This is a genomic window from Vibrio sp. 10N.286.45.E10, from assembly GCF_002874195.2.
In the GTDB taxonomy this organism is placed as follows: domain Bacteria; phylum Pseudomonadota; class Gammaproteobacteria; order Enterobacterales; family Vibrionaceae; genus Vibrio; species Vibrio crassostreae.
In genome coordinates, this window is the sequence record NZ_MCWD02000002.1 from 680,973 (window position 1) to 704,607 (window position 23,635).

A 23,635-nucleotide genomic window follows, 5' to 3' on the forward strand; every position below is an offset into this window, starting at 1 on the left:
CTAGGCGGCTACGTCAGTCAGTGGCAACAAGATGATCGATACCACACCGCCTTCAGCTTGCTCGGTGATCGTTAGGCTCGCCTTATCACCATACAGGGTTTCAATTCTTTGACGGATATTGCTTAACCCAACGCCATGCCCCGTATTCGCAGAAGGCGTTTTCAACCCCGCGCCACTGTCTGACACTTCAATTTTTAGCTGTTGTGCTTGTTGAGTAATGCAGATATTCACTTGGCCACCCGCCGCTTTGGGTTCGATGCCGTGCGTGAGTGCGTTCTCGACCAAAGGTTGAATCAAGAACGGTGGAATCACCTGCAAATCGCTAATCTCGTGTGTTTCAATCGAGAACGTTAAGCGCTCACCTAAGCGTATCTTTTGGATATTAAGATAAGCGTCTAACAAGTCGACCTCTTGTGCGATGGTCGATTGCTCGGTGCGGCTGTTTTTCAAAGTCACACGCAACAAGTCGGTGAGTTTTTCGAGCATCAACTTAGCTTTCTCGCTATCACTCTCAATCAACACATTGATGGTCGCAAGTGTGTTGAACAAGAAGTGCGGTTCAATTTGGCTTTGCAGTTGCTTAAGCTGACTCAGCACCACCACCTTTTCTTGATCGGCCTGACGACGCTTGGCCACCTCTAACTCATTATCGGCACGTAACTGCTGCTCTCGGGTATAGAAATAGTAATAACAAACTGAACAAAAGATCACGCCCAATAGCACTACAGATTTAAGGTCCGAGATATTTGTCCCGAAATATCCGTTCAACCAATAGTGCGCGTTCAAGGTACCAAAGGTCATCGCGATCACCATTGAGATACCCACATCAAACACCTTTGATTTCCTCTTAAACACCTCAACCAAGATAAAAGAGGATCCCACCGCGCTGTAACCAAAACCAAAGCTTATCGCGAGATTGACCACAAGGTCTCCACCCCAAATCGTTTGAGTGGTGATGGCAATGACGAAACAAAACAGAGTGGTCAGCGTGAAGCTTTTAATCCATGGAAACTGACTGTTTGAAGAAATGTTCATTAAAATCGTCCTTTGATATTTAAAATAATCATATGACTATCAGGTAAGTTGGCGTAAGCAGAATCACTTTTACCGCCTAGAAAGCGTGCAGCAAGTTCCAAATCCAACGATGAATTGCCATTATCTAAAGCCTGATAGTTGAGCCATTGGGTAGCAATAAAGCCGCCGTCTTGAGGAGACAACATGACGTCGAATGTCGGCGTGATATCTTCGAGCCAGCCATGTGTCGAATCCAAAGACCAGTGAAACATGATGTTGTGTTGAACCAAATTGGCGTGTTGATAACCTTGAGCGTAAGAACCAGACAGTGATGCAGTCATAGGATTAACCGACAGAGACTCGGCACTTTCTATGGCACTTTGCCATTCAGAATTGCTCCAAGCGCGGCTATCAAACCAGTATTCCAAGACCACATTGTGGCCAGTATCATTCGCCCATGTTAATCCGGCTAACGCTTGATAGGCCTCGCCCTGCTCTTCGAGATACACAGGTTTAAGCATGGAATCAGGCTGGCTGTAGCCAAGGCTTTGTCGCTGATAAACCATCGAACCATGAAACTCCCAAGCGAGGTTTAATACCGAAACCAAGCTCGCTCCAAGCAAGCCGTGGCGCACGTCATCATAATAAGCGACCCATTGATATTCGTGGTCGCCAATCAGATTGTAACGACGTAAGCCAACGCCTTGTTGTTGGTTCTGCTTTTCGAACTCATTCACGTCTTGAGAAGTCCATGATGAATCGCTGTAAAGCAGTGTCCACTCGCCCGTCATATCGAACAGTGACGCCGATGCCACACCCGCGCCCTCCTCTGCGACAATGCCTACTGGGTTTTGGCGATAAGGTTTGATGATGTCTAGCGGTCGGTAGCCATAGCCCACGCCCCAATCTAGGCGAACCTTGCCGAGCGTCACATCGAGGTAGTGGTCACCGAACGCTGAATTAGACACCTCAACACCACCTTGCCAAAACAACTCGCGCACGATGAATTCCGATTCAAAGCTCGCCTCTTGCCCTTGAGGATTGTTGCTCAAAATATCGTTGGCTTTTACTGCAAACAGGCCAAGCCAATTGTTATATCCAACCTCTAGATCCAGCAAGCCATTTAAAGACTGACGATTATCAGACGCTAAAGGGCTGAATGGCGACTCTCTCGATTCAACGGCTTCTGCACTGAGTTGCCAGTCCCACGCCAAGCTCAGGTCGTCCGCTTGAATCGTGTTACTCACACAAGACAAGGCAAGCAAAGTAGCGATTGAAGACTTGATGTGGAACCGCCGATCGGAAGCTTTCATGACGTCCACCTACAGCCCAGACACGCTGTTACGCGATAAATAAGCAGGGTTGTAGTATTTGTCTTCCAAGCTTTGTTCAATCACTTCGCGGTACTCAATCACAGTTTTCTTACTCGGCTGAATCTTATCGAGCAAGGTCATCGACACTACTGTTGGTAATCCATCTCGCACGCCTTCAGTAAACCACGCTTGTTTCGCCAGTTTTCCTGAACGCAGATACAGATCCGCTTTAACTGGAAACGCTCGGTCTGCTGTTAACCACAGATCAATCGACTGATAACTCGCACCCTTGGTTTTCGCCGCGAGCTTTAAGTGATGGGTATCGAGTGTCTCGCCAGTCGGCATCTCAACCTGTTGCTCAGCAACCCACTCACCTTGGTAATCTTCGCTCCAAGTGAGCGTCGATATATCTCCGACCGAAGCTTCACCAAGCAGTTTTTGCATCGGTGTGATACGAATTGGGCGACGAGATTTCGGCATCAACAACCAATAGTTATCCTCAATCATCAGCATCTTTTGACCAGCCTCGACCGCCGACTTGAACACCACTAAAGACTCTCGATTTGGTCTTGTATAGACGTTGTATTCACGGGTTTTGTCCAGTTGCTCGTCTTGATATAACGCCACCAAAGACACTACCTTAGACGCTTGTGCGCTGTTCAAACGGTAGCTGTCTGCCTTAGCAATCATCTCAGTGACTTGTTGTGAATCAACCGCCCAGCTTGGCGCCGATGCTAGAAGCGAAGCCAAAACAGAGCCCAACGCGAAAGCCAAACCCAAGGTATTGAATGAACGAGTTAATCTAGACATAAACCAGTGCCTCCGTGATTGGCTTATTCACGCCTTTGCAAGCAGAGAAATAAGCAGCTAGCAAACATATCGTCAGCACACCTAAAGTGGCGTAACCAACCAATTCCAATGAGAAGTAAATGTTGAGTGGGTAACCTTCGGTTCGACCCGGAGGTGGTGGCATTTGTATATCAACCACCAGTAATAACAGCGACACTAAACCACTCACTAACGCGCCGATCGCGCTGCCAATCAGTGCCAGCAATCCCGCCTCTTTTAAGAAGCCTGCCACAATTTCAGAAGGGTAACTGCCGAGTGCCGACAAGGTTCCAATTTCACGAGTGCGTTCCGTCACCGACATGGTCATAGTATTAAACAGCGACACAAACACCACCAACGCCATCACTGCGCCCATGATGCCGAAGATCCGGTCGTAAAGATCTTTAACCTTGGTGTAGAAAAACGCGCGATCTTGCCATGGGGTGATCTCGATCTCTGTGCCTTGATCGTTTTGGCTAGCGCTATTTCGATCTAAAGCAGTTTGGATACGCTGTTGAACGGTCGAGGTCTTACTTGTTTCAAATAGGAACACCGATAGGGTGCTGACTTTGTCTGAGGCCAAAAGCTCTTGTGCGGTAGTGATGTGTACATACAGCTGACGTTTGTCTAGCTCAGGAACCCCAGTCGAGTAGATGCCTTGCACCTTAAAATCAAAAGCATTCAAAGCACCGTCACTGGTGGTGGCGAGCAGCGTTACCCAATCGCCAACCGCAACTTTGAGGTTACGAGCAAGGTCAGTTCCCAGCATCACTTGTGGCTCTTGGTTGTCGTATCTTGGGGATTTCACATCCGACAGGGTTTGCCCACTGCGCACATCAAGGAATGGACCTTTCATGTCGAACTCACGCTCATTAACACCCGTTCCCATAAAGATGGTCGACTTACTTCCGTTAGACACCAAACCGCTGAAATAGACTCGCGGCTGCACACCACGCACGTCACTATCGCCAATAATGCTCTTGGTTAGCGCTTGAACGTTGTCCAGACCATTGCTCAGCGGCATGTCTTCGTCTTGTTCAAAATATCCCGGCGTGCTCAAAGTAAGATGACCAGTATCTCGCGCTGTCGATTCACGCAGAGATTCATAGGTGTAAAGCCCATAGCCGCCCGCACTGGTCAGCGCAAATACCGCAATCGCGATGATCAATACCGAAAGCAGGCTGCGTCGACCGTTTCTTAATAAATTAAGCCACGCCAAACGCACCGAAGTTGGAAGTAAAAACGTGCTCATTCTTTGCGTTAACTTGCCCATGAGATCGCCTCCGTTGCTTTGGCTTGTGGTGCCAGTTGTCCATCGATAAGTTCAATCACTCGATCACAACGCTGCGCCATTCTCGGGTCGTGCGTTGCGACAATGAAGGTGGTGCCCATCTCATGACCGAGCTCTTTCATAATGTCGATCACAAGGTTGGCTGTGTGGCTGTCTAAGCTGGCGGTCGGCTCATCAGCAATCACTAGACTTGGGTTATGGATTAACGCTCTGGCTATCGCAACACGTTGTTGCTGACCGCCTGAAAGGTTGTCTGGACGGTGATGAACGTAATCTCCTAGCCCAACACGCTCTAACATCTCTTGCGCTCTGGTCTGCTGTTCTTGTTTCGTGCATTGGTTCAACATCAATGGATAAGCGACGTTCTCAAGCGCTGTCATCACCGGAACAAGATTGAAGCGCTGAAACACAAAACCCAACGACTGACGACGAAAGCGCGCAGCGGAAATTTGCTCTGTTGGATACGCTTTGCCATCAATGTTTATCTCACCTCGATAGTCCATATCCAACAAACCAAGGATGTTCAACAGTGTGCTTTTCCCTGAACCCGATGGGCCACATAACGCCACCATTTCACCGCGTTTTATTTGGCCATCGACTCCCTTGAGTGCGTCTACACTTTGTCCACCCGTAAGATACGACTTGCCGATTCCTTTAAATTCAATCATCCCGTTTTCCTCTGATTACTAGCCAACTATTTAGCTTCCTTGCCCTTTATTTAGCTTTCGCAAGTAGGGCTTTGGCCGTCATGGTCTCGATGTTTCCGGTATCAGTACTTTCCATTTTTTCAAGCCACACCTGTGCTTGCTTGAAGTCTTCAGCACGAATCGATGCCTCAATTGCATAACGATAAATCCAAGATGTCGCAGCGAAATGTTGTTGTTGAAAATCACCTTCCGCGAGCAGCGACAGGAACAAGTCATAACCGCGGTCAAAGTGGTTAAACATGTCTGGAAGAGAGGTGTAAGTCACCGCGGCCATGGCGCGAGTCAGGTAAGAATCTGGCAACCCTTGAACACGAGGTTGTTCATGAATGGGTTGGTCTTCGTCTTTAAGCAGAGCCAGTGATTTATCAATGGTCGATAAGCCCTTTTCGACATACTTCATCTTGTTCCAAGGTAAGAACGCATCACGCCCCATTAAGGTTTCTGTGCTGCCTAGGTACACCAAAGTCAGTGGTGTCGCGCCATCTTGTTGCAACGTGTCATTAAGGCGTTCATAAGCCACTTCAACCAAATCTTGATTACCTTGCGCGGCTTGATTATAGATGTCGAGCACGTCTGAACTCGGGTTCGCCTGCGCCAAAGTGGGTGCGAATGAAACAAGTGCAATCAGTAATGAACGCTTAAACTGAGAGGTGGTAGAGCTTGAATTAAATGAGTGTGAAGTAGTCATGATTTCTAATCCCTTTCAAATGTTGACGTTGAAAGGTTAACTAGAATTTGTTATGCCGTTTTATCAATGCGACGAATGGTAATTATAAGGAGTGAATGGCTTGGAGAGGGTGTGAGTGGTGGTATATATGGTAAGAACTTTAGCCAGAGATGTCAGGGCGAATGTCATTACCTTTGTTAACTGCCGAAGAACACACCTATGAATATATAGACTTCAGATTGGTTTTCAACCTCGTTATTTACCGAAACGTACATCATAACTCATAAAAATTAATCACATTATTTTCTATTTTGATAATCGGCGATGAATTCGCCGATTTAATTGCTCTTGTCAGAAGCAAGCCTATAGATGTACTTAGTTATGTCTAGGGGACAATGAAGTAAAGCCGTAGTTTAACATTGTAAATGTCATAGCAGAACGTTCAATGATATTGTACTACTCCTGATTACTACTAAGATCTTAATTTTAAGGCGTATCTAAACTCTTAAAAATTTGTTCATAAGGCAGTTTCTCCGCCTTATTTAACACAGCAACTCCGTTCTTGAACTTCTCGTCTCGAGATAAGTCAATGAAGCAAGTTCGTTCTGCCTCCTGAATATCAACTACCTTATTCCCATTCGGGGATAATTCAGTAACAGTAACATCGCATGAGTTTATCTTATTATAATACTCGAATTCCGCTTGATAAGTTTTACCTTGGACAGGAATAAATGAGTTGAGAGAGCTACAAGTCATGAACCGAGAACCACGGGACTCGCTATATTTAACCCCAAATACGAATGGTTTTCCTACAGAGATTTTAATGTCATTGATATCAATATTTAGCTCAGAAAAAGTATCACTCTCAATCTCTTTAGGTTCAGAACAATTTAGGTCATCAAATGAATATACCACATGCATGATTATATTTGGGGCCAATTCAATTGAGTCTGATTTTGCTGATATATTAATGGTGGCAGTGTTAGAACCTTGTGGAGGAATATACTTATTTGCACAGCCTGTAAAGAATAAAAACGAGAATATTAATAGGGTAAATCTCACAAAGACCTCAAAAAATGCATAATGAATTATAACTATTTAGGCTATCACAGCCAACGCTGTTCTACAGTAGATTTTTAATTAAATAATTTTATCGTTCATCAAACAACACCATTAATATTCAAAGGACATCATCTTTGATAAAATTTGAGACCAGACATGGAAAAATATTTACTCGCTTACCAAATATGTGAGCTCATGGGTATTCCCTGTAATTGAACTAGTCTTCATTTGTTGATTCTCCATAAAGTGTTGATATACTTCTGTACCATAGCGAACTAAACATCCACAGTGTACCTGTTCGCTCTAGCTCTACGTATGACTAACAAGTTAATGCTTTAAAGCCTAATCGATTGATATCAGTTCTGCGTTAGATGTATAGGTGTAATACCCGAACACAAAAAGCGCCCCAAATAAGTCGGAGCGCTTTTTATGACTCTTAAAGAAGAGACTACTTAATCACGCCACATACAATGCGTGCACCACCGCCGCCAAGTTTAGCCGGATGGTCAGAATGGTTATCACCGCCAGCATGGATCATCAACGCTCTGCCTTTCACGTCATCTAATGTCACTCTTGGCGCCATTACTGGTTGGTCGGCTATGCCATGAGTATTAACGTAAAGCGACGGTAAATCGCCAAGGTGATTATCATCCGTCCAAGGGAAACCATGCTTACCCGTTTTCTCTGGGTCATAATGTCCGCCCGCAGCCCCACCGAGTATGATTTTGCCATCTTTGGTGAGGCTTTCGCATGAACCATTGGCGTGTACATGGAAGCCATGTGTACCAGCAGGTAAACCTTTCAATACCGGCGTAAAAACAGATCCGTATTCACTTGAGCTTATCATTACAGTTCCGGTTGACTGACCCGAGTCAAGATCAATCATTTCAACATTCACTATTTCAGCAAAAACAGGAGAAGAGATAAGGGCGAGTGCAGCAAGCCATGTTGTTTTGTTCATATTATTACGTCCTTTTTATTGTTATTAGCACACTTCATTTAGTGCGAAAGGGATTTCAGCACATTGGATTGACCATAGATTTCGGCAAATTCTTTCAAATTAAGTCCTGCTTTATTACGCAATTCTGGGGAACACTCCGCTTGGTACAAGTCTTTCGCAATACTAATTTCGCGTTTAATCAATGCCCCCATCAAAGCGGTGTTTCCACGCTTGTCTTGCAGGCATGCATTGGCACCAGAATCGAGTAAAAGCCCCACGGTTTCTCTGTTTCCTTGATAAGCAGCGACCATGAGTGCGGTGTAACTTTGGTTATTGCGTTGATCAACGGGGAAGCCTTGAGAAACAAATGCATCGATCACGTCATTGTTACCAATACGAGCGGAATCAAAGAACAACCCAACCAGAGATTGGTATTCCTCTTCCAGTTTGTCGTCAGCAGCCAATAAGCTGAGCGAGAAGATCAAAGAGAAAAAAACGGAGCTGAATAAAAATACGATTTTCATTTATTCCCCCTAACTAACTTGATTAGAGAATGGCCTACAGGAGCCCTGATTTTCGGGCAGAAAAGAGCAGATAAATCTCCCGCAGGCCAAAACTTTACGTCTTAGATTATTGCTTAATTGTTCGCTTGTGAGAGTTTTTCCACTCGTGACATACTGGTGCCAGTGGCTTTAGCCAAACGCGTTCCATATTGTTTGTCTGCACGATAGAAGTAGCTCACCATCGTCGTTTTGATGCCTTTATCCGTCACCTTATTCAAGTCACCAGCGAGGTTAGCAATCAAATCATTTTTGTCTTGTTCATTCATGCTGCGGTACTGCACACCCGCTTGATAGAAATTTCGTGGATTGCTGATCGCTTTTTGTTGCACCGTACCAACAAGCTTGGTTTCTACGGCTTTGAATTGAACATCTTCTGCTAACTCTATTTTTCGGCTTGGCTCATAGTTCACGGCACCATTAGTTAGCGATGCATTGTTGCTCAACCCATTTTGGTTATGGTTGCTCACCGGCACTAACGGTCGGTTAACGGGCAGTTGGAATAAGTTTGCTCCTAAGCGGTAAAGCTGTGTATCGGCGTACGCAAACAAACGGCCTTGCAGTAAACGGTCTTCAGACGGCTCGATACCAGGAATTAGATTCGAAGGCGAAAATGCCGACTGTTCAGTGTCTAGAAAGAAGTTTTCAGGTAGACGGTTCAACGTCATAGTTCCGACGTTTTGATCTTTCACATTCAGCCATACTTTGGTTGCATCCAGCCCGTTGTAGTCAAGCTTGCTCAACGCCTCCGGAGACAAGACCTTCACGTAAAGATCCCACTTAGGGTAATTACGTCGGCCAATTTCGGCGTAAAGGTCATTGGTAAGATGGTTAAAATCTTTACCTTGCATCTCAGTGACTTGATCAGGGCGAAGGCTTTTGATGCCTTGCTGGCTCTTCCATTGGAACTTCACATAGTTCACATCGCCTTGCTTATTGATCCACTTATATGCATGAACCCCGAAGCCATCCATGGTCCGATAACTCGCTGGCGTACCTAAATTGCTGTACACCCAAGTCAGCATGTTGGTCGCACCCGGCTCACTGCTAAAGAAGTCAAAGAATCGGTTTGGATCCTGAACGTTGGTGACTGGAGACGGTTTTAGAGAGTGCACCATATCCGGAAACTTAATCGAATCACGAATAAAGAACACAGGCAGATTATTCCCTACCAGATCCCAGTTACCCTGTTCAGTATAAAATTTGGTGGCGAAACCACGCGGGTCGCGAAGTGTTTCGGGTGATCCTTTAGAGTGAATAACGGTCGAAAAACGAACGAAAACAGGAGTCACCTTACCTTTATTAGTAAAAGGGTCGGAAACCGTTAAATCACTAAAATTACCAGAAGCGACGAATTCACCATGTGCGCCCGTACCACGAGCATGAACAACACGCTCAGGAATACGTTCTCTGGCAAAACGCTGCAATTTTTGGATCAGATGGACGTCTTGCAGTAATACACTGCCATTCTCACCTACTGTTATGGAGTTTTGGTTATCACCTACTGGTGCACCGTTGTCTCTTGTCAGGGTTTGAGCCTGTAGAGATGTGCTAGCTAAGCCAACTGTAATTAATAAAAAGCTTTTTGACATCTGCATGGTTGCTCTCCAATGCGTGCTAACCATTAAACCAATCGAGTGGTAAATGGATATTCAAAAGCTCTTTTCTGCCCACCAAGAATATAACTTCAATGTTTACATTTGTTTAATGGGAAATAACGATAGATTCAATAGGTGAAAACGATGGAACGATGACATTTGATTAGGATGAGTGTAAACCACTGGCCAATTGTGAGTTTCAAAACCAACGCTTCGCCTGTACTTCTATACAAACCAAACAAAAATAGCCGCTAATCAGCGGCTATTTTTAGTTATCTAAACGAAGCTTCAATTACTTCGATCTTTCTACTTCTTCGTCTCTTCTACTTTTTAGTCTCTTCAACGACAGCTTTCATCAATACTGATGTATCCATGCGGCCTTGTCCTTCAGCAGACAATGCCTTGTAAGCGTTGTTAGTCTTTTCAGTCAACGGAAGTTGGATGCCTTGACGTTCTGCTTCATCTAGGCAGAAACCTAAATCTTTGATCATCCAATCAATTGCGAAGCCGAAATCGAACTTGTCTTGCGCCATTGTGGTAGCACGGTTTTCCATCTGCCATGAACCTGCTGCGCCGTTTTTAAGGCAATCAACCAGAGTTGGGATATCCAAACCTGATTTTTCAGCAAGTACCAAGCCTTCAGATAAGCCGTTCAATACACCCGCGATGCAGATCTGGTTAACCATTTTTGCGCGTTGGCCTTGGCCGACTTTACCCATCAGAACTGACGATTTACCGTAAGCTTCGAATACAGGTTGAAGGTCGTTGAATAGCTCTTGCTCACCACCACACATGATAGTTAGCACGCCGTTTTCTGCGCCTGCTTGGCCACCAGATACTGGTGCATCCATAAAGCGAACACGTGATTGCTTCGCAGCCACTTCAAGCTCTTCAGACAGGATTGCAGACGTTGTTGTGTGGTCGACAAGAATCGCGTTTGGCTTCATTGCAGCCAGTGCGCCTGTTTCGCTGGTTGTCATGCTGCGCACGTCGTCATCGTTACCCACACAAACCAATACCACGTCGGCTTCTGCGACACACTCAGCCACAGATTCTGCCGCTTTACCTTGGTGTTTATCAGCCCAGTCTAGCGCTTTGCTGTGAGTGCGGTTAAATACCGTTACTTCGAAACCAGCTTTGACTAGGTGACCTGCCATTGGGAAGCCCATAACGCCTAGCCCGATAAAACTTACTTTCATTTCTTTCTCCTTTTATTTGACCAAGTCATCGCTATGAAAAGATCGAACACTCTCAATCAATGCATCAATAAGCAAGGTCAAAGCCTTTGGCTGATATTTTCTTTCTTTGTACACTAAATACGCTTGGCGATCACCCCGATGATATTCGGGAAGCACTTGAATCAAATTCATCTCTCGGGATACATGACGAAAAGGCAATGATGCAAGCCCTAAGCCTTTTTGCGCCGCTGCTGCCACCGCATGAATGTCGTTAACGATGAACTTAGGTTTAATCGTGATCATCTGCTCTAAGCGGTCGGATTTGTAGAGCGGCATATCAAACACATCATCAACGTTAATCCAATCTTGAAGCTCTAAGTCGTCAGGCTTTTCTATTGTTGCTCGCGAATCTAAGTATTCTGGGCTTGCATAAAATCCGTGTTTGGCTTTGAAAAGTGGTCGAGCAATCATGCCTTCCATATCCGAGATCTTAAACGTGATCAGTAAGTCACGATCGGTCTGTGGAATAAGCTGCTGCTGGCTCAGGGTTAGGTCGAGTTGAACCTTTGAATATTGAGTGAGAAATTGCTCTACCGTCGAGCGTAGAAAGCCACTGTAGAAGTTATGAGGCACTGCGAGCTTAATCTTGCCTTGGATAGCATCACGCTCTTCCAACAAGCTATTAAAGCCTTGATGGATAGACTCCATGCCACTGCTCAGTGCAGCAAAGGCCGCCTCGCCGTCTTTAGTGGCCACCAGCTCACGACCTTTCTTTTCCAAAAGTCGGATATTAAGGCGATCTTCCAATGCGGTTAACCGACGTGACATAGTCGACACAGGCAGTTGCAGCCGTTTCGAGGCTGATAGCAAAGAGCCCTCTTCAACCACTGCACAGAATAAGAACAGATCATCAATGTTTCCAAATATGGAATTCATACTTCTATATGTGCCTATTTTTCTCATTAATGGATAGGAGTAACCTTATCTCATCAACAACAGAAAATCACGGGAGAAACATAATATGAACAACAAACAATTTTGGGTAACCGCGATTTTATCCTCCCTGACCATGGCGACCATCATGTCTGGGTTAATTTCTGGCTACAAAATGGGGTTCAGCCACGAATGGCCGCCAATCTGGATGCAAAGCTTTTTCATTGCTTGGCCGTGTGCCATCGTGCTCAACCTCACCGTGCTCCCTTTGATCAGAAAACTCTCTGCATGGATTTGTCGCCCGAGAACGCTTTGCGAACCTGAGATCACGGAACGATGATCAAGGGTTAATGTTCAGGAGCTATGTTCTAGACAATATCATTAAGAGGCTGCGACCAAAGAGATGCGTTCAAAAAACGCTGTTCATGGATAAACGCCTGAATTACGCCCATAAAAAAACCGAGCACTAGGCTCGGTTTTTTAATAACTGTTGTTACTGTAAAGATTACAGCTCAGCGTTGTGGTAAACCTGCTGAACATCATCACAGTCGTCAAGCATGTCTAAGAACTTCTGGAACTTCTCAGAATCTTCTTCAGCTACTGGCGTAGTCGTTTGAGGAACAAAAGTGATTTCCTCAACGTCTAGAGTTAGCTCTGGGAACGCAGTGTTTAGTGCTGTCTTCGTTTTGAAGAACTCAGTCGTTGGAGCGAATACAGTGATAACACCGTCTTCTAGCTCAACGTCAGTCACGTCTACGTCTTCCATCATTAGCGTTTCTAGGATGATCTCGTCATCTTCGCCTTTGAACTGGAATACAGCTTGGTGAGCGAACATGTGAGAAACAGTACCTTCAACACCGATTTTCGCGCCAGTCTTAACGAAACATTGGCGAACGTCTTGGAAAGTACGGTTGCCGTTGTCAGTTAGACAGTCAACGATCACGCTTGTGCCACCTGGGCCAAAACCTTCGTAACGAGCTGGTTGGAAGTCTTCACCGCCGCCGCCGTTCGCTTTATCGATCGCTTTGTCGATAACGTGAGCTGGTACTTGGTCTTTCTTCGCTTTAGCAATCAGGTGCTTAAGAGGTAGGTTCATGTCTGGGTCAGAGCTGCCGTTCTTAGCCAGTACGTAAATCTCTTTACCGTATTTAGAATAAACTTTAATTTTTGCGCCTGCAGTTTTCGCCATTGAGGCCTTGCGCACTTCAAAACTTCTTCCCATCGGGATCTTCTCTCTGATTCAATTAACGGTGCAAATTCTAGCAAATTACTGTGTCATTTCAATTCTACAGCACTGCTGGGCAAGGTTTGTCTGCGTTTATGCGACACCCATTACCCGTTTGTATTTTTCTACAGACTGTTCAAACCACACCTTTTCATCTGGGTCACCTAGCTTCATTGCTTCTTCAACAATGGCTTCAGGGCCACATTTCGCTTGCTTCAGTTTCCATACAAGAAACGATGCTTGCTTATCCAGTTCGATTCTATTTTTCTCGCTGGGTGGAAGGAGTGAAAGGTTGATAGACATTGCTAGCCTTCGTCTGTAATACACTTGGCCGAGAAATATATCATAGAGCAGCCTCATAAAACCAATACTATGAGTAACAGAAAGGGTTTATGAGACCCGAAACCAAGCAAGTCGCTGATGCAGGTCAAGCTAGTTTGAGAGAAGTGACGCCCCATGATGCGAAAGTATTGCTTATTCGACTCACCTAATGAGCCGAATAATGAGTTAATCACATCACAAAGGCGAAAGAGTGATTTCTAATCTATGAAACTACTCACTCACCGCGAATACATCGCAGCGTGAGGCGCAGATGAAATCATTTTTATGTAGGCCTTTAATTGAGTGGCTCCACCAAGTGACGGTGACTTTGCCCCACTCCAATAAGATCGAAGGATGGTGGAACTCTTCTTCTGCCAACTCTGACACTTTGTTGCTGAATGCCCATGCTTGCTTGTAATTCTTAAACTTAAACACCTTCTCAAGCTGTGGGATGCCGTCTCTTTCCATGATCTGCCAATCTGACAACTCCAATAGTAAAGATTGTTGCTCATCTTTACTTAAGGCAATCGCGTCGATACTGCAGGCTTCGCATTTTTGTTCATTCAACATGTGTGGGTTCCTTGGGTTCAAAAAGTGGTGGTAGTAACCCCGCATCAATCGCGAGATCAGCTTGCTGTAATAGGTTTTCCTGACTGATTTTGAAGAGCTCAGATAGCTCGTCGATCACGTAATATTTCGGCTGCATGATGTCGATGCGATAAGGCGTTCTTAAAACCGTTTGCAGATCGAACCGCTCGCGAACGGCCAAATCCCCTCCCAACGCATACATGGTTTCCGCCGGAGACGAAAGAATGCCACCGCCATAGATTTTCAATTGTTGGCCTTCTTTTACTAAACCGAACTCGACCGTAAACCAATACAAACGGGCAAGGTAAGCGCGCTGTTTGGATGTCGCGGCTTGGCCTAGTTTTCCATAATGCTCAGTGAATGCTGCGAAATCAGCATTAGTGAGCATGGCACAGTGACCAAAAATTTCATGAAAGAAATCAGGTTCTTGTAAGTAATCGAACTCGTCTCGCGTTCTCAAAAATGTCGCGACGGGGAATTTCTTATTCGCGAGCAAATCAAAGAAACGGTCGAAATCGATTAACGCAGGCACAGGCTGAACCTGCCAACCTGTTGTTTCCTTTAGCACTTTGTTTATCTCTGGAAGCTGGGGAACTCTGTCTAATGGCAGATCCAGCAGGGTCAAACCGTGCAAATAGGCATCACAAGCGCGGTCACTAATGACGTCCAGTTGCCTTTTCACCAAGTCGTGCCAAATGGCATCTTCTTCGAGGCTCCACTCAACCCATCCCTCTTGGCTCACGGGCTTAGAATGATATTGAGTCATTACACACCTCCTTTCGAATGTCTCACTTTAAGCCTATCTCCACTCCTTATATCCGCCAATTTACACGACTTTTCGAAACAGGCGATCGTGTAACATTTTATTTACACAATTCCGCCCCCCCCCTTATTTTGCTGATCTTTTGACTTTGTAAAACCTAAATACCAGACTGAAATCGTTAACTTTTTGTTAAAGGTAAAGGAATGCACGAAAGCAATAAGCCAATTTGGCAGCCAAGCGAGCAGCGTATCGCCGATGCCAACTTAACCCGATTTATCAACAACCTTAATCTGTCTGACTTAAACCGAGATAGAGACATACAAAGCTACGCAGATCTCCATCAATGGTCGGTGGATCAGCCGGAGTCGTTTTGGCAAAACGTGTGGCAGTTTTGTGGCGTGGTTGGCTCGCAAGGGGATGACATCAAAACGCAAGGTGAGATCCGCTGGCAGCAGCCTAAATCGAATCGTGATGCAATTTGGTTTCCGAATGCACAAGTAAACTACGCTGAGAACTTGCTGCGTTTGGCACACACCATGCCTCATGAGCTTGCGATTTGGTTTGAGAATGAACGTGGCGAACAACAGAGTTATACATGGAAAACCCTGTGTGAAGCGGTCTCTAGCGTTCAGCAATGGCTTGTCGATAGCGGAGTGAAGCAAGGTGATGTGGTTGCCGCGTATACGCCCTATCTGCCACAAACCGTAATAGCGATGCTGGCAACCACCAGCTTGGGCGCGATTTGGACATCGACCTCGCCTGATTTTGGTGTCGAGAGTGTGATTGAACGATTTGGCCAAGTGAAACCCAAGGTGCTGTTCACCTGTGATGGCTATACCTTCAATGGCAAAACGTTCGATATGACGGACAAGAACCGTGAAATCATCGAGCACTTAACCGAGCTAAAACAGGTGTGTCAGATCGGTTACTTGGGAAGGAATGACTTTGAAAATGATGTGTCGATTCGAAGCTGGCACAACATGATCAATCATTATCAGCCACAACTTGTACGATTTGTGCGTGTCAGCTTCAATGAACCATTGTTTGTACTCTACTCTTCCGGCACAACAGGCAAGCCAAAGTGTATTGTTCACTCGGTTGGTGGCACCACCATCAACCACCTAAAAGAGCATCAGCTTCATTGCGATGTTAAGCCAAACGACCGCGTGTTCTACTACACCACTTGTGGTTGGATGATGTGGAACTGGCACGTCTCTGCGCTTGCCAGCGGCGCTTGTTTAGTGATCTTTGATGGTAGTCCGGTTTACCCGCAACCCAATGTTCTATGGGATTTGGCGCAGCGAGCTGACGTATCGACATTTGGCACCTCAGCTAAGTATCTAGAAGCGATCGAGAAGGCAGAGCTCTCGCCATTAGAAAACCACTCTCTGCCTCATTTAAGAACACTGTGCTCAACAGGTTCTGTGCTTTACCCAGAGCAATTTGATTACGTTTACAAACACATCAAACAAGACCTGCATTTAGCATCCATTTCTGGCGGCACGGATATTTGTGGCTGTTTTGTGTTGGGTAACCCTATCTCGCCAGTGTATCGCGGTGAGTGCCAACAGGCAGGGCTTGGCGTCGACATCAAGGTATTCAATTCAACGGGCCATAAAGTCGAGCACGAACGTGGTGAACTGGTGTGTACCAATTCCCTCCCCAATTTCCCAGTTGGCTTCTGGAATGACACCGGAGAGCGCTATCACAGCACTTATTGGGACAGGTTCGATAATGTGTGGCATCACGGTGACGAGGTCGCGCAGAGTCTGCATGGCGGCTATCTGTTCTATGGGCGAGGCGACACCACACTCAACCCTGGTGGTGTGCGTATTGGTACTGCTGAGATCTACCAACAAGTGAACACCATTGAGGGCATCATAGATTCCATCGCCGTCGGTAAAGATGTCGACCGCAATGAGCAAATTTGGTTGTTCGTTCAACTGCAGCAAGGTGTAGCTCTAAATGAAACGCTATTGGCCGCCATTAAGCACAAGCTCAAATCATCTTGCTCGCCAAGGCATGTGCCGAGCCAGGTTTTTGCGATCAGTGACGTGCCAAAAACACGCTCAGGAAAACTGGTAGAACTGGCGGTGAAGCAGGTCGTGAATGGCAAGGATGTAGAAAACCTCGGGGCTATCGCTAACGCCGAGGTTTTGGAAGAGATAAAGCGTGTAGTTTCGCTTTAGTGTTAAGACCTAGAAGAGCGTGAGTGAGAAGCGCCCCTCCACGGATAATGAAGTGACGCTGTGGAGGTTTTTTTGATCTTAGTATTCGATGTTTTTAGGTAGAGTAGTCAGGATATGTCTGTCACTTTTTAACTCTAGCTTTAAGCCGTTCCAACAGACTGCTCGAACTCATTTCGGCCCCGTAGTGTTTTATTCAGTAGCCAAATTGGCAATGTTCTTTAGTTACTTTTTCTTATGTTGCTTGTATTTTTTAGATTGATGTCAGGTTTGAAAACGGTCTTGAATCTAAACTTTCAGACAAATTAGCAATAATGGAAAATCACTTAGTCTCGCGGTATAGGACACTACCTATGTCGAAATAGGATGGATGTATAAGTAATGCAGAACAACTATGTGAGGTTGGAGAAGGTAGTGAGGTATTTAGAATCTCACCTTGATCAACCGATGGTAATAGAAGAGCTATTATCAAAATTTCACTTCTCAAAATACCATTTTCATCACTTGTTCCGAGCCTATTATGGCGAGGGTGTATATGCGATGCGTAAGCGCCTGCTTTTAGAGAGGGCGGCACGAAGTATTGCTTATGGAGATGAGAGCATGACTGAGATTGCTTTTTCTTGTGGCTATGAAAACCAAGCTTCTTTTAATAAGGCGATGCGAAAGCAGTTCTCTTGTACACCATCGTATATTCGTCATCAAAAAACAGTTCCTGCCTTAAAAGGGCAACAACTCACTAGTTTTGAGGACATAAAGATGAATATAAACGTTGTCGATCGCAAGTCTACGGAAGTCCTGTATTCCAGAGGTAGTGGCAAATACAATGATGCTGCTGCAACCGCATGGGGTCAACTGATGCCGTTTGTTTATTCTAATCGCTTAATTCAACCCGAGACAATAACGATAGGAATAAGCCATGACGACCCGAATATAACCCTTGTAGATAATATACGCTACGATGCATGTGCAACGATCGTTACTGAGATGGAATTACCTGAAGGTATCGAGCGCAAGACAATCTTGGGTGGCAAATATGCCAAGGCCTTACACAAAGGTACTTACGAGAAACTCTCTGAAGCTTATAGCTATTTACTCTTGAAATGGCTACCAGAGAGTGGGTTTGAACTGCGAGATCAACCATGCTTTGAGGTGTACCTGAATCGAGACCCAAGACGAACTAAACCTGAGAATTTAAAAACCGAAATCTATATTCCGATCAAATAGCTAAGAGAGCTTCCCTTGAGTCAGTCAATCACGGCTGACTCACTTTTGCCCCATTCTGCGTTAGAGTGATTATTCGTTGGTGAATCGTGCCACTGAAATCAGATTACATTTTCTCATGATTGGCGCTCTGTATCACTCATATAGATTAAAGGCTTTTCATTGCGGTTGATAGTTCAGTTATGGCTTTAACCATTTCAGCTACTTTTTCTTCCCCAACCGTATCAATTAGTTGCTCTGCATATGCTTTATGAAATGGTCTTATTTTTGACAGAGCATTATGACCTTTTGGCGTTAACTGAAGTAACATAGCCTTTTGATGAGATGGATTTTCTAATGTTTCTAACATACCTTCATCGATAAGCTGTTTGCTGGTTCTCTGAACGCTTTGACGTGTGATCCCCATTTGACGTGCGACTTCAGCTTGTGTAAGAGGATCATTAACAAGAGCCCCCAACACTTGCCAGCGAGTTGCAGTGAGATCTGCCCGAGAAGCAATATTCTCGGCTATTGATAAAAACTGACCATTTAAAGAAAAAACAGTTAGGGCTAAAGTACTGAGGTCATGTCTTGGGTCACTCATTGAAGGAATTCTCCATTAACTCGTAAAAACCAGTTATGTCCCGCTGTTCGAATAATTTCAACCAAGAATCTAGCGTAGTTTCAGAATAGATCTCCAACTTCCTGAATATCTCTGCCGCAAAAGCAATAGGTTCAATACCCCCTGCGGTGATCAAATAGTCTGTCGATACAACGGGTTCTTGGATATAGTTCTGGCTACCTGCATATCCTGTCATTTCCAGAAATTCTTTTGCATTACTAGTATGCGGAACATTATCTAATATACCTTTTCTCGCTAAAGCAGCGGTTGCACCACAGATAGCTGCAACACAAATACCATTGTCGATAAAACGCTTGGCTGCATCGACAAAATCATCGATGCCGCCTGAAGCAGCATTATCTGAACCACAAAGAATAAGCATTTTACCATCAGAGGGATTTAGCTTATCGAGAGATAAATCTGGCACGACAGTTAATCCACCTTTAGTTCTAATCGATTCTTTATTTCGCCCAACCGTCTTTATTACAAACCTGTCAGGGAAAGCTTGAAACTCTTGAGAGTTGATATGAGCCAAGACATACCCGTACTCCCAATCAGAGATACCGTCATATACAGCTAGATAAATAGATTCCTTCATAAATTACACCTCAAAAATGACAACAGACTTACATTGTGTCAGCGTACTGTCACAATTACAAGGAAATAAATTCAATGGGAGTTGCATACAATTTCACAAACTTTACATTAATTAAGTTGATATCACAGAGTTCAGCCTTTCAGTTTCTGTCCACCGACATTTAAGAGCTTCCTAAACCCTACTAAATTTGACGGCCAAACTTCATGTTGACCAAAACATTGAGAGGAGGTCATCATGAGAAAGTTATCTTCTGGAAAATGCAGTGGCATCAAAAGGCCATTTAAGCTTGAAGAGATCTGGCGGATCAGAACTAGGCTGGAGATTGAAAATGATCTGATGCAGCTCGCATTACTGAACCTAGCTATAGATAGCAAATTAAGAGCGAGTGACTTACTAAAGCTACACGTTTACGATGTTTCTTCGCAAGGGGTTATCTATGAAAGGGTTCAGTGCATCCAGCAAAAAACTGGCACCGATGTCCATTATGAGATTACTCCGAGAACATAGCAAAGTATTAGCCGATGGATTTTTGCAGCATCCCTAGAGGCAAGCAGCTTTCTATTCCCGAGTAGCCGACGCTTTGGGCAACCTATCAGCTACTCATTCTATCGTTCAATTATCAGGAACTGGGCTGTAAAACTGGGACTGAATGCTGACTATTACGGCACTCATTCCATGCGCCGCACCAAAGCCACGTTAATATATGCCAGAACGAAAAACATCAGGGCCGTACAGATTTTACATGGACATTCGAAGCTAGATAATACAATTCGATACCTTGGCGTTGAACTAGAAGACGCTCTGAGGTTGTCTGAGAAAACAGACTGCTGACAGGTGATGAAACAGGCTTTTCTTCTGAAAAGCCTGTGCCCCATTCGGTGTTAACGTAATGACTCAGTGGCAAATCGTGCCACTGAAATCACAGTACTTTTGCTCATGGTTGCTACTAGCGGAGTGATGAAAGGAATCTCCCATTTCTTTCCATCTTGTAAGTTAACTCGTTTAAGACTGAACCTGAATAACTATTCATTGCCAACTAGCTATTAACTGCTGCCTAATGTCTGCAATCACTGGAAAGACCGATAACAATAACAAAAAAGACATAGACATGTTAAACCAAAGTAGATAGTTACTGTATTTCAGTGTTTGTTGTAGGAAAGAACCAAACAGTAGCCATATCCCTACGCATGGAAACGAAACGAGGAAAAAGGTTGTAGCAATGGTCAGGCTTTGGGTTGTGTATTGTTCTCCTATCGTTGTGAATGAAGAAATCGCACCAATAGCAACTACCCATGCTTTGGCATTAACCCATTGAAAGATTGCTCCTTTTAGAAAACCCAGTGGCTTGGCTTTTTGAGCGCTACTATCTACTGAGCCACTTCTGGCTATAAGCCAGGCCAAGTAAAGCAAATAGGCTGTCCCAACAATCTTTATGATTAAACTCAGTTGTGGAAACCGTGTAAAAAGGTGGCCGAACCCCAATCCGACAACCAGTAGCATAACAGTAAATCCGACACAAATGCCTGTCAGTAGAGGCAGGCTCTTTCGCACGCCAAAGTTTAGTCCTGATGTCATAACCATAATGTTATTGGGGCCAGGAGTAACTGAAGCAGAAATAGCAAATAGCGCTATAGAAACCATGTATTCCAATTTAATTTCCTCTTAATATTTGATGTCCGCTTTCATTTCATGAATTACGATAAATGTAAAATCATTTTAATGAACGAGTGTTTTTTATATTGAACACATAAGCGTGGGCTGTCAAACAAAACTATCGTTTGATATAATGAACGAAATATTTTATAACTAACCTGTCCTATGAATAGAAATGAACCACCTATTGCACAAATTGCAGCTACGTTAAATTCGGAAAGAAGACGCTCAGGGCTAAGTATTGCTGAGGTTGCCAGGCAGGCAAAAATTGCAAAATCGACGTTATCTCAACTGGAAAACGGAGTTGGGAACCCAAGCATAGAAACGCTATGGTCTATTTGTATCGTATTAGGTATCCCAGTATCACGCTTGCTGGAATCACCGAAACAGGAAACGAAAGTCATTCGCCATGGAGAAGGAGTAACAGTTGCTTCAAAGCGTAACAATTACCACGCTACTTTGCTTGCAGCATGTCCGCCTAACGTAAGTCGAGATATATACTGGATTGAAGTTGAACCTGGAGAACCCCATTACTCGGAACCACACAATCAAGGCGTAATCGAGCACGTTGTTATTACTACAGGAAAGGCTCGACTTGGGTTGGTTTCAGAAAGTTATGAGCTTAATGAAGGTGATTATATTTCTTACCCTGGAGATTTGCCGCATTTGTTTGAGGCTTTACAAGAAGGAACAAGAGCAATGCTGATTTCTGAGTACCGATAAAACTACTACTTTACGAGAGTGTTAGATACAAGAACATATGCAATTTAATAGCATTTAATTTAGTGGTTCTAGGGTAATATTGTGCAAACTTCTGTCCATTTCCGTTCACGGACGGCACCTCATCAAGTGGTGTCGTTCTGCGTTTAGCAGTACTGAAAGTTATCCTCGCTCATCTAAATTAGCAAAATCGGTAACTCAGAATTGTCCGTGCGACCTGAAGTCGTATGAAGCGTTGTTCACCACGAAAGAGTGAATGTATGGTACGCCCCGCATTTGCAAGTAAATAATAACGAGCTGATTTGCGCCAATGTATTCAGAGTCTTCATGAAGTCACTACACAACTTCGCTCTACGATGAGATCCGCGCCAGATTGTCCTCATAACCATCAAAGCATTTTAATTTGCTTGTTCACTCAACAGGTTTCAATCTGGTGGTCTAACCGTTTTGTCATCATTTACTATCATTGCAAATCTGGTTTAAATTTTTAGTGAGAATTCTTTATTTGTGACCATAACAGACCACGCTATTCTTGCGAGCTTATTAGCTAAAGCAACAACAACCACATTAAATGGTTTGTTGCGTTTTAGATTTACTACCCACTCCCCAAAATGCTTTTCAGCGGTTTCTGTTTTCTTTAATATTGAGCGAGCAGCATGGATAAAAAGCTCACGTAGATCACTATTGCCGCGTTTTGATATACCTAACATCCGACTTTTACCACCGGTAGAATGTTGATGAGGAACTAAGCCAATCCATGCTGCAAAGTTCCGTCCATTAGAAAAGTCCTTTGGGTTAGCAACATTAGCTACACAGCATGCCGCTGTCAAAGGTCCTACGCCAGGGATAGTTTGTAATAGGTGATAACGGATATTCTCTTTATTAATTAGTCGTAGCTTTTTCTCTTGAAGCTCAATCTTTTCGCTAAGGTATTGATAATATTCAACCTGAGTTTTAAGTTCACAAACCAAAGAGTTTGGTAAAACCTCATTTTGAAGTTCTATCCATGCAAATAGTTTTTTAAGGTGGCTATGACCACGAGGTAAACTTAGTCCAAACTCCAAAAGCATTGCCCCAATCCTGTTCATACAGGCTGTTCTTTCTTTCATAAACGAAGACCTAACTTTCCGAACCATCGAAGCTACTTGTGCTTCTTCAGGTTTAGGAGAAGTGAACCTCATTGAAGGTCTCGTCGATGCTTCAGCAATCGCATCGGCATCTATAAAATCATTCTTATTGGTCTTCACATAAGGTTTAACATATTGCGCAGGAATCAACTTAACTGTATGGCCATAAGATTTACACTTCCTTGCTAACCAATGAGAACCGCCACAAGACTCCATTGCTACGTTCACTGGTTCATGCACAGATAACATTTGGAGTAGTTTTGTTCTACTTAACTTCTTACGAAATGTTTCTTTGCCAGATAAATCATGTCCAATTGCATGAAATGAGGATTTGCCTAGATCAATACCGATAGTTGTTGTGGTAGCCATGATGAAACTCCTTTAGTAGACGGATCTAAGTCTAGGTGGTTGGGTGTGGGGCGTACCATCTAATTACCATCTGTATCACCAGATGACCCAAGGGTCCTGAATAAAGCAGCGGATCTGACAATGTAACGAAACTTGGCTATGAGGCTGAGTGGGAACAAAATCGTGAGAGGAT

Annotated in this window: 24 protein-coding genes and 1 pseudogene; 5 read left to right on the plus strand and 20 right to left on the minus strand. The window is 44.4% G+C overall.

Annotated elements, in window-relative coordinates:
• From BCU34_RS16160 to BCU34_RS16215, 12 genes are all read right to left on the minus strand, one after another.
• Complete coding sequence (locus tag BCU34_RS16160) at positions 1–1,035, minus strand: sensor histidine kinase (protein WP_102480254.1); 1,035 nt, start codon at positions 1,033–1,035, stop codon at positions 1–3.
• Positions 1,035–2,327, minus strand: a complete 1,293-nt coding sequence (locus tag BCU34_RS16165) for a hypothetical protein (protein ID WP_102480247.1) — start codon at positions 2,325–2,327, stop codon at positions 1,035–1,037. Before BCU34_RS16165 ends, BCU34_RS16160 begins: the two co-directional genes overlap by 1 nt.
• Positions 2,328–2,336: 9 nt before the next feature.
• Entirely contained in the window at positions 2,337–3,137 is an 801-nt protein-coding gene (locus tag BCU34_RS16170; RefSeq protein ID WP_102480245.1) for an outer membrane lipoprotein-sorting protein, read from the minus strand.
• Positions 3,130–4,428: an ABC transporter permease gene (locus tag BCU34_RS16175; RefSeq protein ID WP_102480243.1), complete on the minus strand. Its 1,299-nt coding sequence runs from the start codon at positions 4,426–4,428 to the stop codon at positions 3,130–3,132. Before BCU34_RS16175 ends, BCU34_RS16170 begins: the two co-directional genes overlap by 8 nt.
• On the minus strand, positions 4,416–5,114 hold the full coding sequence (locus BCU34_RS16180) for an ABC transporter ATP-binding protein (protein ID WP_102480241.1): 699 nt from the start codon (positions 5,112–5,114) through the stop codon (positions 4,416–4,418). The genes BCU34_RS16175 and BCU34_RS16180 overlap by 13 nt, the downstream gene beginning before the upstream one ends.
• 46 nt (positions 5,115–5,160) lie before the next feature.
• Positions 5,161–5,841, minus strand: coding sequence for a hypothetical protein (locus BCU34_RS16185; RefSeq protein WP_102480239.1), 681 nt, complete (start codon positions 5,839–5,841; stop codon positions 5,161–5,163).
• Positions 5,842–6,306: 465 nt separating this feature from the next.
• Positions 6,307–6,882, minus strand: coding sequence for a hypothetical protein (locus BCU34_RS16190; protein ID WP_133146197.1), 576 nt, complete (start codon positions 6,880–6,882; stop codon positions 6,307–6,309).
• Positions 6,883–7,330: 448 nt separating this feature from the next.
• Positions 7,331–7,843, minus strand: a complete 513-nt coding sequence (gene sodC / locus BCU34_RS16195) for a superoxide dismutase family protein (RefSeq protein ID WP_102478956.1) — start codon at positions 7,841–7,843, stop codon at positions 7,331–7,333.
• 38 nt (positions 7,844–7,881) lie between these two features.
• Positions 7,882–8,346, minus strand: coding sequence for an ankyrin repeat domain-containing protein (locus tag BCU34_RS16200; protein WP_102478957.1), 465 nt, complete (start codon positions 8,344–8,346; stop codon positions 7,882–7,884).
• Positions 8,347–8,459: 113 nt separating this feature from the next.
• Entirely contained in the window at positions 8,460–9,980 is a 1,521-nt protein-coding gene (locus BCU34_RS16205; RefSeq protein WP_170960877.1) for a catalase, read from the minus strand.
• Positions 9,981–10,303: 323 nt separating this feature from the next.
• Positions 10,304–11,179 (minus strand): NAD(P)-dependent oxidoreductase, encoded by an 876-nt coding sequence (locus BCU34_RS16210; protein WP_102478959.1) that lies wholly within the window; start codon positions 11,177–11,179, stop codon positions 10,304–10,306.
• Between the two features lie 12 nt (positions 11,180–11,191).
• Complete coding sequence (locus tag BCU34_RS16215) at positions 11,192–12,094, minus strand: LysR family transcriptional regulator (RefSeq protein ID WP_102478960.1); 903 nt, start codon at positions 12,092–12,094, stop codon at positions 11,192–11,194.
• A gap of 85 nt (positions 12,095–12,179) precedes the next feature.
• On the opposite strand from BCU34_RS16215, the gene BCU34_RS16220 reads away from it, so the two are divergent.
• Entirely contained in the window at positions 12,180–12,431 is a 252-nt protein-coding gene (locus BCU34_RS16220; RefSeq protein WP_057622702.1) for a DUF2798 domain-containing protein, read from the plus strand.
• Between the two features lie 165 nt (positions 12,432–12,596).
• Here the strand turns inward: BCU34_RS16220 and BCU34_RS16225 are convergent, their stop codons facing one another.
• The 4 genes from BCU34_RS16225 to phhA form a co-directional block, all read right to left on the minus strand.
• Entirely contained in the window at positions 12,597–13,313 is a 717-nt protein-coding gene (locus tag BCU34_RS16225; RefSeq protein ID WP_017057670.1) for a YebC/PmpR family DNA-binding transcriptional regulator, read from the minus strand.
• 96 nt (positions 13,314–13,409) lie between these two features.
• Positions 13,410–13,619 carry a DUF3283 family protein gene (locus BCU34_RS16230; protein WP_102431580.1) on the minus strand — a complete coding sequence of 70 codons (210 nt, stop codon included), beginning with the start codon at positions 13,617–13,619 and terminating at the stop codon, positions 13,410–13,412.
• A 249-nt stretch (positions 13,620–13,868) separates the two neighbouring features.
• Positions 13,869–14,207 carry a 4a-hydroxytetrahydrobiopterin dehydratase gene (locus BCU34_RS16235; protein ID WP_017102223.1) on the minus strand — a complete coding sequence of 113 codons (339 nt, stop codon included), beginning with the start codon at positions 14,205–14,207 and terminating at the stop codon, positions 13,869–13,871.
• Positions 14,197–14,991 carry a phenylalanine 4-monooxygenase gene (phhA, locus tag BCU34_RS16240; protein ID WP_017630281.1) on the minus strand — a complete coding sequence of 265 codons (795 nt, stop codon included), beginning with the start codon at positions 14,989–14,991 and terminating at the stop codon, positions 14,197–14,199. The genes BCU34_RS16235 and phhA overlap by 11 nt, the downstream gene beginning before the upstream one ends.
• 200 nt (positions 14,992–15,191) lie before the next feature.
• On the opposite strand from phhA, the gene BCU34_RS16245 reads away from it, so the two are divergent.
• Entirely contained in the window at positions 15,192–17,177 is a 1,986-nt protein-coding gene (locus BCU34_RS16245) for an acetoacetate--CoA ligase (RefSeq protein ID WP_102478961.1), read from the plus strand.
• A 378-nt stretch (positions 17,178–17,555) separates the two neighbouring features.
• Positions 17,556–18,398 (plus strand): AraC family transcriptional regulator, encoded by an 843-nt coding sequence (locus BCU34_RS16250; RefSeq protein WP_102431583.1) that lies wholly within the window; start codon positions 17,556–17,558, stop codon positions 18,396–18,398.
• A gap of 145 nt (positions 18,399–18,543) precedes the next feature.
• Here BCU34_RS16250 and BCU34_RS16255 read toward each other — a convergent pair whose 3' ends face one another.
• Together BCU34_RS16255 and BCU34_RS16260 are read right to left on the minus strand one after the other, a co-directional pair.
• The gene (locus tag BCU34_RS16255) at positions 18,544–18,978 is read right to left on the minus strand and encodes a MarR family winged helix-turn-helix transcriptional regulator (RefSeq protein ID WP_102478962.1); all 435 of its coding nucleotides are present in this window, start codon (positions 18,976–18,978) and stop codon (positions 18,544–18,546) included.
• Positions 18,971–19,594, minus strand: coding sequence for a DJ-1/PfpI family protein (locus tag BCU34_RS16260; RefSeq protein ID WP_102478963.1), 624 nt, complete (start codon positions 19,592–19,594; stop codon positions 18,971–18,973). Before BCU34_RS16260 ends, BCU34_RS16255 begins: the two co-directional genes overlap by 8 nt.
• A gap of 234 nt (positions 19,595–19,828) precedes the next feature.
• Between BCU34_RS16260 and BCU34_RS16265 the strand changes: the two are divergent.
• Positions 19,829–20,425, plus strand: a pseudogene (locus BCU34_RS16265) (tyrosine-type recombinase/integrase).
• 195 nt (positions 20,426–20,620) lie between these two features.
• Here BCU34_RS16265 and BCU34_RS16270 read toward each other — a convergent pair.
• Positions 20,621–21,244 (minus strand): LysE family translocator, encoded by a 624-nt coding sequence (locus tag BCU34_RS16270; protein ID WP_102478964.1) that lies wholly within the window; start codon positions 21,242–21,244, stop codon positions 20,621–20,623.
• 168 nt (positions 21,245–21,412) lie between these two features.
• Between BCU34_RS16270 and BCU34_RS16275 the strand changes: the two genes are divergently transcribed.
• Entirely contained in the window at positions 21,413–21,970 is a 558-nt protein-coding gene (locus BCU34_RS16275) for a helix-turn-helix domain-containing protein (RefSeq protein ID WP_102478965.1), read from the plus strand.
• Positions 21,971–22,446: 476 nt separating this feature from the next.
• Here the strand turns inward: BCU34_RS16275 and BCU34_RS16280 are convergent, their stop codons facing one another.
• Positions 22,447–23,463 carry an IS110 family transposase gene (locus BCU34_RS16280; protein WP_102478966.1) on the minus strand — a complete coding sequence of 339 codons (1,017 nt, stop codon included), beginning with the start codon at positions 23,461–23,463 and terminating at the stop codon, positions 22,447–22,449.
• Between the last annotated feature and the right edge of the window lie 172 nt (positions 23,464–23,635).

What these genes read in the sequence shown, in the direction of transcription:
- BCU34_RS16280 (WP_102478966.1), bottom strand. Translation starts at nt 23,463, where the DNA reads ATGGCTACCACAACAACTATCGGTATTGATCTAGGCAAATCCTCATTT.
- BCU34_RS16185 (WP_102480239.1), bottom strand. Translation starts at nt 5,841, where the DNA reads ATGACTACTTCACACTCATTTAATTCAAGCTCTACCACCTCTCAGTTT.
- BCU34_RS16225 (WP_017057670.1), bottom strand. Translation starts at nt 13,313, where the DNA reads ATGGGAAGAAGTTTTGAAGTGCGCAAGGCCTCAATGGCGAAAACTGCA.
- BCU34_RS16160 (WP_102480254.1), bottom strand. Translation starts at nt 1,035, where the DNA reads ATGAACATTTCTTCAAACAGTCAGTTTCCATGGATTAAAAGCTTCACG.
- sodC (WP_102478956.1), bottom strand. Translation starts at nt 7,843, where the DNA reads ATGAACAAAACAACATGGCTTGCTGCACTCGCCCTTATCTCTTCTCCT.
- BCU34_RS16205 (WP_170960877.1), bottom strand. Translation starts at nt 9,980, where the DNA reads ATGCAGATGTCAAAAAGCTTTTTATTAATTACAGTTGGCTTAGCTAGC.
- BCU34_RS16165 (WP_102480247.1), bottom strand. Translation starts at nt 2,327, where the DNA reads ATGAAAGCTTCCGATCGGCGGTTCCACATCAAGTCTTCAATCGCTACT.
- BCU34_RS16210 (WP_102478959.1), bottom strand. Translation starts at nt 11,179, where the DNA reads ATGAAAGTAAGTTTTATCGGGCTAGGCGTTATGGGCTTCCCAATGGCA.
- BCU34_RS16275 (WP_102478965.1), top strand. Translation starts at nt 21,413, where the DNA reads ATGAATAGAAATGAACCACCTATTGCACAAATTGCAGCTACGTTAAAT.
- BCU34_RS16200 (WP_102478957.1), bottom strand. Translation starts at nt 8,346, where the DNA reads ATGAAAATCGTATTTTTATTCAGCTCCGTTTTTTTCTCTTTGATCTTC.
- BCU34_RS16250 (WP_102431583.1), top strand. Translation starts at nt 17,556, where the DNA reads ATGCAGAACAACTATGTGAGGTTGGAGAAGGTAGTGAGGTATTTAGAA.
- BCU34_RS16255 (WP_102478962.1), bottom strand. Translation starts at nt 18,978, where the DNA reads ATGAGTGACCCAAGACATGACCTCAGTACTTTAGCCCTAACTGTTTTT.
- BCU34_RS16175 (WP_102480243.1), bottom strand. Translation starts at nt 4,428, where the DNA reads ATGGGCAAGTTAACGCAAAGAATGAGCACGTTTTTACTTCCAACTTCG.
- BCU34_RS16230 (WP_102431580.1), bottom strand. Translation starts at nt 13,619, where the DNA reads ATGTCTATCAACCTTTCACTCCTTCCACCCAGCGAGAAAAATAGAATC.
- BCU34_RS16170 (WP_102480245.1), bottom strand. Translation starts at nt 3,137, where the DNA reads ATGTCTAGATTAACTCGTTCATTCAATACCTTGGGTTTGGCTTTCGCG.
- phhA (WP_017630281.1), bottom strand. Translation starts at nt 14,991, where the DNA reads ATGACTCAATATCATTCTAAGCCCGTGAGCCAAGAGGGATGGGTTGAG.
- BCU34_RS16215 (WP_102478960.1), bottom strand. Translation starts at nt 12,094, where the DNA reads ATGAATTCCATATTTGGAAACATTGATGATCTGTTCTTATTCTGTGCA.
- BCU34_RS16260 (WP_102478963.1), bottom strand. Translation starts at nt 19,594, where the DNA reads ATGAAGGAATCTATTTATCTAGCTGTATATGACGGTATCTCTGATTGG.
- BCU34_RS16180 (WP_102480241.1), bottom strand. Translation starts at nt 5,114, where the DNA reads ATGATTGAATTTAAAGGAATCGGCAAGTCGTATCTTACGGGTGGACAA.
- BCU34_RS16220 (WP_057622702.1), top strand. Translation starts at nt 12,180, where the DNA reads ATGAACAACAAACAATTTTGGGTAACCGCGATTTTATCCTCCCTGACC.
- BCU34_RS16235 (WP_017102223.1), bottom strand. Translation starts at nt 14,207, where the DNA reads ATGTTGAATGAACAAAAATGCGAAGCCTGCAGTATCGACGCGATTGCC.
- BCU34_RS16245 (WP_102478961.1), top strand. Translation starts at nt 15,192, where the DNA reads ATGCACGAAAGCAATAAGCCAATTTGGCAGCCAAGCGAGCAGCGTATC.